Raw genomic sequence first — 8,028 nt, 5'->3', positions numbered from 1 at the left:
GTTATTAAGGCTATCCATGGCTAAATTTCACAATAATTCATCAATCTTAATTAGATCACATTTTTACTTTAATTGGTATAACTTCCTTTTAAAATGGTCCCGAATGAAACTGAAGTACTGCAGTTTTAGGCTGGTGAAGTACTTTGATACAATGGAATGATTAACTCATTTATGTTGATGCAGGGCCTGAACTGCTTGATTGTTTTCGTTGGCAACCGCTGCTTAAGGCGTACCGCCACACTCGATTGCGTTTGGCAACTGCGTCCTCGGTTTGATGCTCCTAGCTATGCCGAGCGATTAGAAAGCTTTGAATGGTGGCATTGGGATGATGAAACACTAGCAGAAATATTGCCACCATTCCAAAAAGATTGCGGTGAGTTTTTGGCTTACTTTGAGCAAGTCTAACCCCAATATATTTTAAGTCTGAAACTAAAAAAGCAGCCTAAGTGGCTGCTTTTTCGTTTAATAACTTTATAGCGGTTTAGCTGGCAAGCCGTTTAGTTCGCTAACTGATTAATTAGAAAGTTTAGCCTCGACTTGCCCAAGTGCGCGTTGGTACATAAACCAAGCACATGTACCGGCAAGCACATTACCCACCATGGCACCCCAGAACAGGCCTTCAATACCAGCAAGCTGCGAACCAATCCACAAGCAAGGCAAGAAGAAGGCGAACAGGCGCAGTGCTGATATCGTTAAGGCAGTATAAGACTTACCAAGCGCATTCGAGATAGAAACCATCAGCATACAGATACCCAACGGCCCTAAACTGATAGGAACGATAAGTAAGTGGTAGTTCAAAATGGTCGAGACTTCGTCTTCGCTGGTCATGAGATTTGCCAACCCGCCAGAGAACATCCAAGTTACCAGTGCGATCACCAATTGGAATCCTAATACAAACATCACGGCAATCTTCACAAGACTACGTATGTTCCCTAGGTTCTTTTCTCCCAACATTCGGCCAATCATAGGTGGCATCGACATAGTCAGAGCAAGTACTGCAACAATCGAAAAGAACTCAAAACGTGAACCTAGCGCCCAAGCTGCAACGGCTGCTGTGCCGTAGCCTGCAAGCAGTTTGGTGGCGAGCATCGAAGAGACTGGTGGCAGTAGCTGACTGATCATCGCAGGCCCCATGATGTTTCCTATAGAACGAATACTCTTGCCGATATCAAGGTCGTGCCAGTCGAATGTCATCCAATGCTTCTTAGTTACCTTAGGAGCAACGATAAAGATACCCGCACCGAACGCCAAGATGGTCGCAATCGCGGCTCCGTTGATGCCCATGTCGAGCGTGAATATGAAAATCGGGTCCAATATCAAGTTGATGATGCTGGTCGCGATCATCATCGAACCGGGCAGCATGGTATTACCATTGGCACGACACACACTGTAGAAAAAGTAGAGCAGTGCGCCTGTCCAAGAGCTTACCAGCCAATAGATCCAGTAATAATCAATGATCGGCAGTACCGTCGGTGGTGCATCGAGGAGTTGTAAAATAGGACCACGCAACAGATAGATGATGACCGAGAACAGCGCGACACTCACACTGCCCATCGCAACGACTAATCCGCCGAGCTGTTTGGCATAGCGTATCTCGTTAGCCCCAATAGCTCTCGCGATCACAGCCGTTGTCGCGATGCCTAGTCCGACTTGAATCCCGATAATGATCATCTGAATTGGTAGCGTGAAGCCTTGAACCGCGAGCGGCAGTACGCCTAACTGGCCAATAAAAGCACTGTCTACAAGTTGGAAGCTCATCAGGGAGAGCACCCCAAACAGCATTGGCCATGTCATTGTATAGAGTTGTCGGCCAAGAGAAGGCGAGGGAGTTGCGGTCGTAGAATTCATAACACTCTTATCAGTCTTGAAGGTAGGTTTGTCGTAGTGACAATCCATTCAATGAAGAATTGCGTAAAGGATAACGTAACGTTAGCTCGATACCAATAAATGTCATTAAATCTATCGATATTACCTTTGCACAGTTTCATCGGTATGTGAGCATTGTGCAATGCAACTTTATGCGTTCGCTTATTGAAATTTAAGGTGTCGTATCTTGTTTCTGAGTTTTATATTAGCGGATTGGGTCTAAAGGTTTTCCATTCGACTATTTCTAATGTTTCGCTTTATCCCGATAACTTGGTGGCGTGACTCCAACCCAACCTTTGAATGCACGATTGAAATTACTCAAGTCGCTGTAACCCACTTGCCAACTGATGTCTTGAACAGAAAGGTTAGTCTCTTCAAGTAGCTGTTTTGCTTTAGCTTCCCGAACTTGTTCTTTGGCTTGTTTAAAGAGAATGTTTTTGCTCTTCAGGTTTCTCTGCAGCGTTCGTTTTGTCATGCCGAGCATGGTCGCAAACCACTCAATATTGAACCAAGGTAGAGTCGCATAGGTGTCTATTAATATCTCGACAGCGTGATGCCAATCTTGGGTACTATTTCGTTCTGAAATGGCACGATAATCATCGGGCAGCGGAATCGAGAACGCACCGTATTGCTCTTCAAACTGAATATCAGAATCAAAGAAATGCTTAGGTAATTTACGTGCGCTGTTGTTCTTAGAGACCAACTTGGCGTGCGATGGTTGCCAGCGACTGTCAATGAACTTACGGCATAGGCTAATCACGGTCAGGGCGCGAAACCATTCTGCTTGTTCAAAACCTGAGGTCGATGGGTGATAGCAACTTCGATGACACAGCCACCACAATCCATCGCTTTTTTCCGTCCATATGGTGACGTGATTACTTAAGGTCGATATTTCAGTAATCAAGCAGCGTACCGCTTGCTCGAGAGAAGTGCATTGTTCAATTTTTCGGTCTAGCTCAGGTGACAATTGCTCTAGAGAGGCCTTACGTCCAACCTCAATCCCTATCGAATAGCCAAACTTACGCTCAAGGCCATGAATGAAGCGAATCACGTCTTGTGTAGGAAGCCATTGATTGGATTGTGTCAGTTCAATGGGTAGACCGCACGCAACGGCGACGGTGCGCCAATCCAGTCTATGTTTGTCACAATACTGAATATATGGAGCAATGTTACTGGTCGAAGTGAGCAGTATGCTGGTGGTGTTCGATGATGCTTTCATTGTTTTGTGCCTACCATTAAATGTCATCAAGTGACCTAATTAAGTGTAGCGCATCTCCCTATACTTTTCCTAACCCAAACAGGAGAACAATTATGAAACTTAAACACAATGCCGTTCTAGTATCGTTAGCGACCGCATCATCATTTGCTCTTGCAGCAAACCCAGTTGAAGAAGCTCTGAAAGTTGAAGGTGCTCAAGTTACCTTGACCGTGAAAGAGGCGAGCACAGCATTTACCCCAAGTTTTACTGACTCAGCTCGTGAGTTATTCAATAACTTTCATTGGCAGATGGGCGGCGACCACAGCGTTTACTACAACATGCACATGAGTGAGTTTCTACCAACGGCACTGGCGGCTCCAAACGAAGAGTATAAGCCTTTAGTCAAAAATATCGACCCACGACTCGCTGCACTGAAAGTTGATACTGAAAGCAAAGGTCAGTTGACAATGGATGAGTACTTGGCGGATGAACAGTTCCGTACCCAAGGCTTTATGTTGATTCACAAAGGGGAGATCGTTTACGAAGCTTACCCAGGTATGAAGCCGACAGATACGCACGTTTGGGCATCTACAGCAAAAACGACGGTTGGCACAGTGATCGCAATGTTAGTGGAAGAGGGCAAAGTCGACCCTGAAAAAGAGATCGCTGAGTATGTTTCTGAATTGAAAGGAACGAACTGGGATGGCATCACAGTACACCAAGTTCTGAACATGTCGACCGCTCTAGACAATGAAGAGACATTAGAGTCTATCTTGAACCCAGACTCTGATGTGGTGCGCTTCTTCGCGGCATCGTTCAACTCACCTCGTGCAAAAACGGGTGAAATGGAAACTTGGATGGAAGTGGCTCAAGGTGCACAGAAACTGGAAGGTGAACAAGCAGGGGACCACTTCCGTTATGCATCTATCAACACCATGGTGCTGACTAAGTTAGTTGAAAACGTTGAAAACAAAACTTGGACTCAAGTATTCGAAGATCGTGTTTGGTCAAAAGTGCACGCACGTCAACCAATGCAATTCAACTTGACGCCAGATGGCATGGCGATCGCGGTTGGCTTGGTTTCATCAACGGTAGAAGATATGGCTCGCTGGGGAACACTATTTACACCTAGCTGGAAAGCGGTGGCTGATGAGCCAGTGGTGTCACAAGCTGTGATTGATCGTATCCGCAACGGCGGTGATCCAAAAGCATTCGTAGGTACTAGCAAAGAGAGCAGTTCACTGCACGCATACAACGAAAAAGCAGACTACAACGCATACCAGTTTGATTTCATTTTCAACGATGGTGCGATGTCGAAAAGCGGCAACCTAGGCCAATTTATTTACATCGATCCGGCGCGTGACTTTGTGGGTGTGATGTTCTCAACCAACCCATACCACTCAGGTTTTGGTGAGAATAAAGGCCCTGCACTAATGCGTTCGGCAGCAAAACTACTTGCTGACAAGTAATCTATTTATTACCTAACAGGATGTTCCAGGCTTCAAGGAGGAAGCAAACGACTTTCGAGAGATATAATGAAAAAGTTTGCTCTATTAATCCCGTTGAGTTTAGGTCTAGCCCTTCCTGCACATGCCGATTCAGATTCCGAACGTGTTATCGATCCTGCTGATGTCACTAAAGTTTATACTCAAGCTGCATTGATGCTGAATGGTAGTTCAGATATCCAATTTCAAGGGCAAGTTTCTGGCGGTTTAGAAAACGGTCAGCAGTTTGCCCTACTGGCCGAAGGGACGTTTGTCGATGAAAGCAACACAGCGCTTCGCGATCCAGACAAATTCGGTACAGAGTACAGCAACTCTAGAATTCAGTACTTCCACGTCTTTGAAACGGGGACGAAAGCTACGCCTAAAGTGGGTCTTTCATTAGATTATATTAATACGCGCAACAGTATTAAAAATGACTTATTGTCGGTTGGCGGTGTTGTTGCGATTAATCCAGCTTATACCGGTGGATTCCTGGTATTTCCAAGAGCAGGACTGATGACTGGTAGTATGGAGATCCCTGGCGTCACTTCATCTAAAGATGATTTAACGGGATACTCGCTTGGTTTGATTACCGCGAAGCATCTCGGTGACTCTGGCGCTTATGTGTCTTTGGTTCCTGAGTGGCAAGATCTTTCTGGTGATGATATCGACATGCAAAACTTCTCATTTAAAACATCGTTAAATGTGCCGATGAACACTGCAAGAACTTGGTGGTTGAATACGCGCTATGACATTACCAAAGCGGATGTTGATGTGAAAGGTGTGTCAATGCCGAATGGTTGGCAAACCGAAGCTTGGGTTGGTGTGAGATACTACTTCTAGCGCTCTAGCCAGCTAATTTGGAAAGAACCTAAAAAAGCCAGTCAACGTGACTGGCTTTTGTCGTTAAGGTACCGCGTGAAGCGTTACTTATTTACTTATTTACTTATTTATTAGCAACGTTACCTAGCTTCAACCACGTATCGATAACCGTATCCGGGTTTAGTGAAACAGAGCTGATGCCTTGCTCCATTAACCACTCTGCTAGGTCGTCATGGTCAGATGGGCCTTGGCCACAAATGCCCACGTATTTACCCGCTTTGGTTGCTGCATCGATCGCCATTTTCAGCATTGCTTTCACGGCTGGGTTACGCTCATCGAATAGGTGTGCCACGTCACCTGAATCTCGGTCTAGGCCAAGCGTCAGCTGTGTCATGTCGTTTGAACCGATAGAGAAGCCATCGAAGTACTTCAAGAACTCATCAGCCAAAATTGCGTTCGATGGTAGCTCACACATCATGATCACTTTCAGACCTTGGTCGCCACGGCGAAGGTCGAACTTAGCCAGAATGTCGATAACCGATGCTGCTTCGCTTGGCGTGCGAACGAATGGAATCATGATTTCAATGTTCTTAAGACCCATCTCGTTACGAACACGTTTGATCGCTTGAGTTTCTAGCTCGAAACAGTCTTCGAATACTGGTGAGATGTAACGAGATGCACCACGGAAGCCCAGCATTGGGTTCTCTTCATGTGGTTCAAATGTTTTGCCGCCTACAAGGTTGCTGTACTCATTCGACTTAAAGTCAGACATACGTACGATCACACGCTTAGGCCAGAATGCAGAAGCGATGGTCGCGATGCCCTCTGTTAGTTTGCCTACGTAGAAATCGATAGGATCTTTGTAACCACGAATACGCTGTGTGATTTCAGCTTTAAGCTCATCAGACTGTGCGTCAAAGTTGAGCAGTGCTTTCGGGTGAATACCGATCATCTTGTTGATGATGAACTCTAGACGAGCAAGGCCGACGCCTTCGTTTGGAATCTGCGCGAAATCGAAAGCACGATCTGGGTTACCCACGTTCATCATCACTTTAGTCGGTAGCATTGGTAGCTCATCAACCTCAGAACGTTTGATTTCAAAGTCGAGTTCGCCGTTGTAAACGTAACCTGTTTCGCCTTCTGAACATGACACTGTCACGGTATCGCCATCGTTTAGGCTGCTTGTTGCGCTGCCACAACCAACGATTGCTGGAATGCCTAGCTCACGAGCAATGATCGCAGCGTGACAAGTACGGCCACCACGGTTAGTCACAATCGCAGACGCTTTCTTCATCACAGGTTCCCAATCAGGGTCTGTCATGTCAGTTACCAGCACGTCGCCTTCTTGAACCAGTGACATTTGGTCTAGAGAATCAACCAAGCGAACAGGGCCAGAGCCGATACGCTGACCGATAGCGCGGCCTTCAACCAAGACATCCGCCTTATTGTTTAGCTCGTAACGCTCGATAACGTTTTGATCGCTTTGAGAACATACGGTTTCTGGGCGAGCTTGAACAATGTATAGCTTGCCGTCGATACCATCTTTCGCCCACTCGATGTCCATCGGACGTTGGTAGTGCTTCTCGATGATCATCGCTTGTTTTGCTAACTCTTTGATCTCTTCATCGTTCAGTGAGAACTGGTTACGCTCTTGCTCGTCAGTATCAATGATGTCGACTTGCTTACCGATCTCTTGATTGGTCGAGTAGATCATCTTGATCAACTTAGAACCAAAGGTCTTCTTCACGATAGGCTGGTGGCCTGCTTCTAACATTGGCTTGTGCACGTAGAACTCATCTGGGTTCACTGCGCCCTGTACAACCATTTCGCCAAGACCCCAAGAAGAAGTGATGAACACGACTTGGTCGAAGCCTGACTCAGTATCAAGCGTAAACATCACACCTGAAGAGGCTTTGTCTGAGCGAACCATGCGTTGAATACCCGCAGACAATGAAATGCCACGGTGGTCAAAGCCTTGGTGTACACGGTAAGAGATAGCTCGGTCGTTAAACAGAGACGCGTAAACGTGCTTGGTTGCTTCGAGTACCGCGTCGATACCTTTCACGTTAAGGAAGGTCTCTTGCTGGCCTGCGAATGAAGCATCTGGAAGGTCTTCTGCGGTTGCAGATGAACGCACAGCTACAGACAATTCTTCGTTGTCTTCGATTAGCTCGCGGTAGTTATCACGGATGTCTTGCTCTAGTGATTCTGGGAAGGGTGCGTCTAGAACCCATTGTCGAATCGTTGCACCTGTCTTACGCAGTGCGTCAACGTCTTCAACATCAAGTTCATCAAGTAGTTGGTGGATGCGCTCATCAAGACCTTTGTAGTCAAGAAAGTCGTTAAACGCATAAGAGGTGGTAGCAAAACCATTAGGTACAGAAACACCAGCATTGGACAGGTTAGAAACCATCTCGCCCAGTGAGGCGTTCTTACCGCCGACTTTGTCGACATCTTCCATGGATAGGCCATTGAACCATAGGGTATTATTTTGCATTTATTTCTCCAGAAACATAGCAAGCATTGTAGGGATTTAAAGGCAAACGATTACGTGTCAGTTTAAAAAAATGTAAATTATTTTCTAAAGCTGTGGGGGACGTAATAGTCAGCAGGGTTTTATTATCTATATTATGGTTACCATCCTACTCAAAATAATTT

6 protein-coding genes are annotated in these 8,028 nt (G+C 45.9%); 3 read left to right on the top strand and 3 right to left on the bottom strand.

The annotated features are described in order from the left end of the window. Positions 1 to 171: 171 nt before the first annotated feature. Positions 172 to 405 carry a phosphonate metabolism protein gene (locus AB4167_RS09000; protein WP_372136420.1) on the top strand — a complete coding sequence of 78 codons (234 nt, stop codon included), beginning with the start codon at positions 172 to 174 and terminating at the stop codon, positions 403 to 405. Positions 406 to 513: 108 nt separating this feature from the next. Here AB4167_RS09000 and AB4167_RS08995 read toward each other — a convergent pair whose 3' ends face one another. Beyond that, positions 514 to 1,848, bottom strand: coding sequence for an MATE family efflux transporter (locus AB4167_RS08995; protein WP_017069196.1), 1,335 nt, complete (start codon positions 1,846 to 1,848; stop codon positions 514 to 516). Positions 1,849 to 2,110: 262 nt separating this feature from the next. Next, positions 2,111 to 3,085, bottom strand: coding sequence for an AraC family transcriptional regulator (locus AB4167_RS08990; RefSeq protein ID WP_017071579.1), 975 nt, complete (start codon positions 3,083 to 3,085; stop codon positions 2,111 to 2,113). Between the two features lie 92 nt (positions 3,086 to 3,177). Here AB4167_RS08990 and AB4167_RS08985 point away from each other — a divergent pair, with 92 nt between their 5' ends. Together AB4167_RS08985 and AB4167_RS08980 are read left to right on the top strand one after the other, a co-directional pair. Continuing rightward, complete coding sequence (locus AB4167_RS08985; RefSeq protein ID WP_108202781.1) at positions 3,178 to 4,533, top strand: serine hydrolase; 1,356 nt, start codon at positions 3,178 to 3,180, stop codon at positions 4,531 to 4,533. Positions 4,534 to 4,599: 66 nt separating this feature from the next. Further along, complete coding sequence (locus AB4167_RS08980) at positions 4,600 to 5,391, top strand: hypothetical protein (protein WP_017064910.1); 792 nt, start codon at positions 4,600 to 4,602, stop codon at positions 5,389 to 5,391. Between the two features lie 103 nt (positions 5,392 to 5,494). Here AB4167_RS08980 and ppsA read toward each other — a convergent pair whose 3' ends face one another. After that, positions 5,495 to 7,867, bottom strand: a complete 2,373-nt coding sequence (gene ppsA / locus AB4167_RS08975) for a phosphoenolpyruvate synthase (RefSeq protein WP_372136419.1) — start codon at positions 7,865 to 7,867, stop codon at positions 5,495 to 5,497. Positions 7,868 to 8,028 lie beyond the last annotated feature (161 nt).

Origin of the sequence: Vibrio sp. 10N.286.49.E11 (assembly GCF_041469505.1) — a bacterium.
GTDB lineage: Bacteria > Pseudomonadota > Gammaproteobacteria > Enterobacterales > Vibrionaceae > Vibrio > Vibrio crassostreae_C.
The sequence above is the reverse complement of the archived record's forward strand: the minus strand, read 5'-3'. Positions and strand labels throughout refer to the sequence as shown.

Bases quoted from the DNA above. Each gene is read 5' to 3' on its own strand.
- AB4167_RS09000 (WP_372136420.1), top strand. From the start codon at position 172: ATGTTGATGCAGGGCCTGAACTGCTTGATTGTTTTCGTTGGCAACCGC.
- AB4167_RS08995 (WP_017069196.1), bottom strand. From the start codon at position 1,848: ATGAATTCTACGACCGCAACTCCCTCGCCTTCTCTTGGCCGACAACTC.
- AB4167_RS08990 (WP_017071579.1), bottom strand. From the start codon at position 3,085: ATGAAAGCATCATCGAACACCACCAGCATACTGCTCACTTCGACCAGT.
- AB4167_RS08985 (WP_108202781.1), top strand. From the start codon at position 3,178: ATGAAACTTAAACACAATGCCGTTCTAGTATCGTTAGCGACCGCATCA.
- AB4167_RS08980 (WP_017064910.1), top strand. From the start codon at position 4,600: ATGAAAAAGTTTGCTCTATTAATCCCGTTGAGTTTAGGTCTAGCCCTT.
- ppsA (WP_372136419.1), bottom strand. From the start codon at position 7,867: ATGCAAAATAATACCCTATGGTTCAATGGCCTATCCATGGAAGATGTC.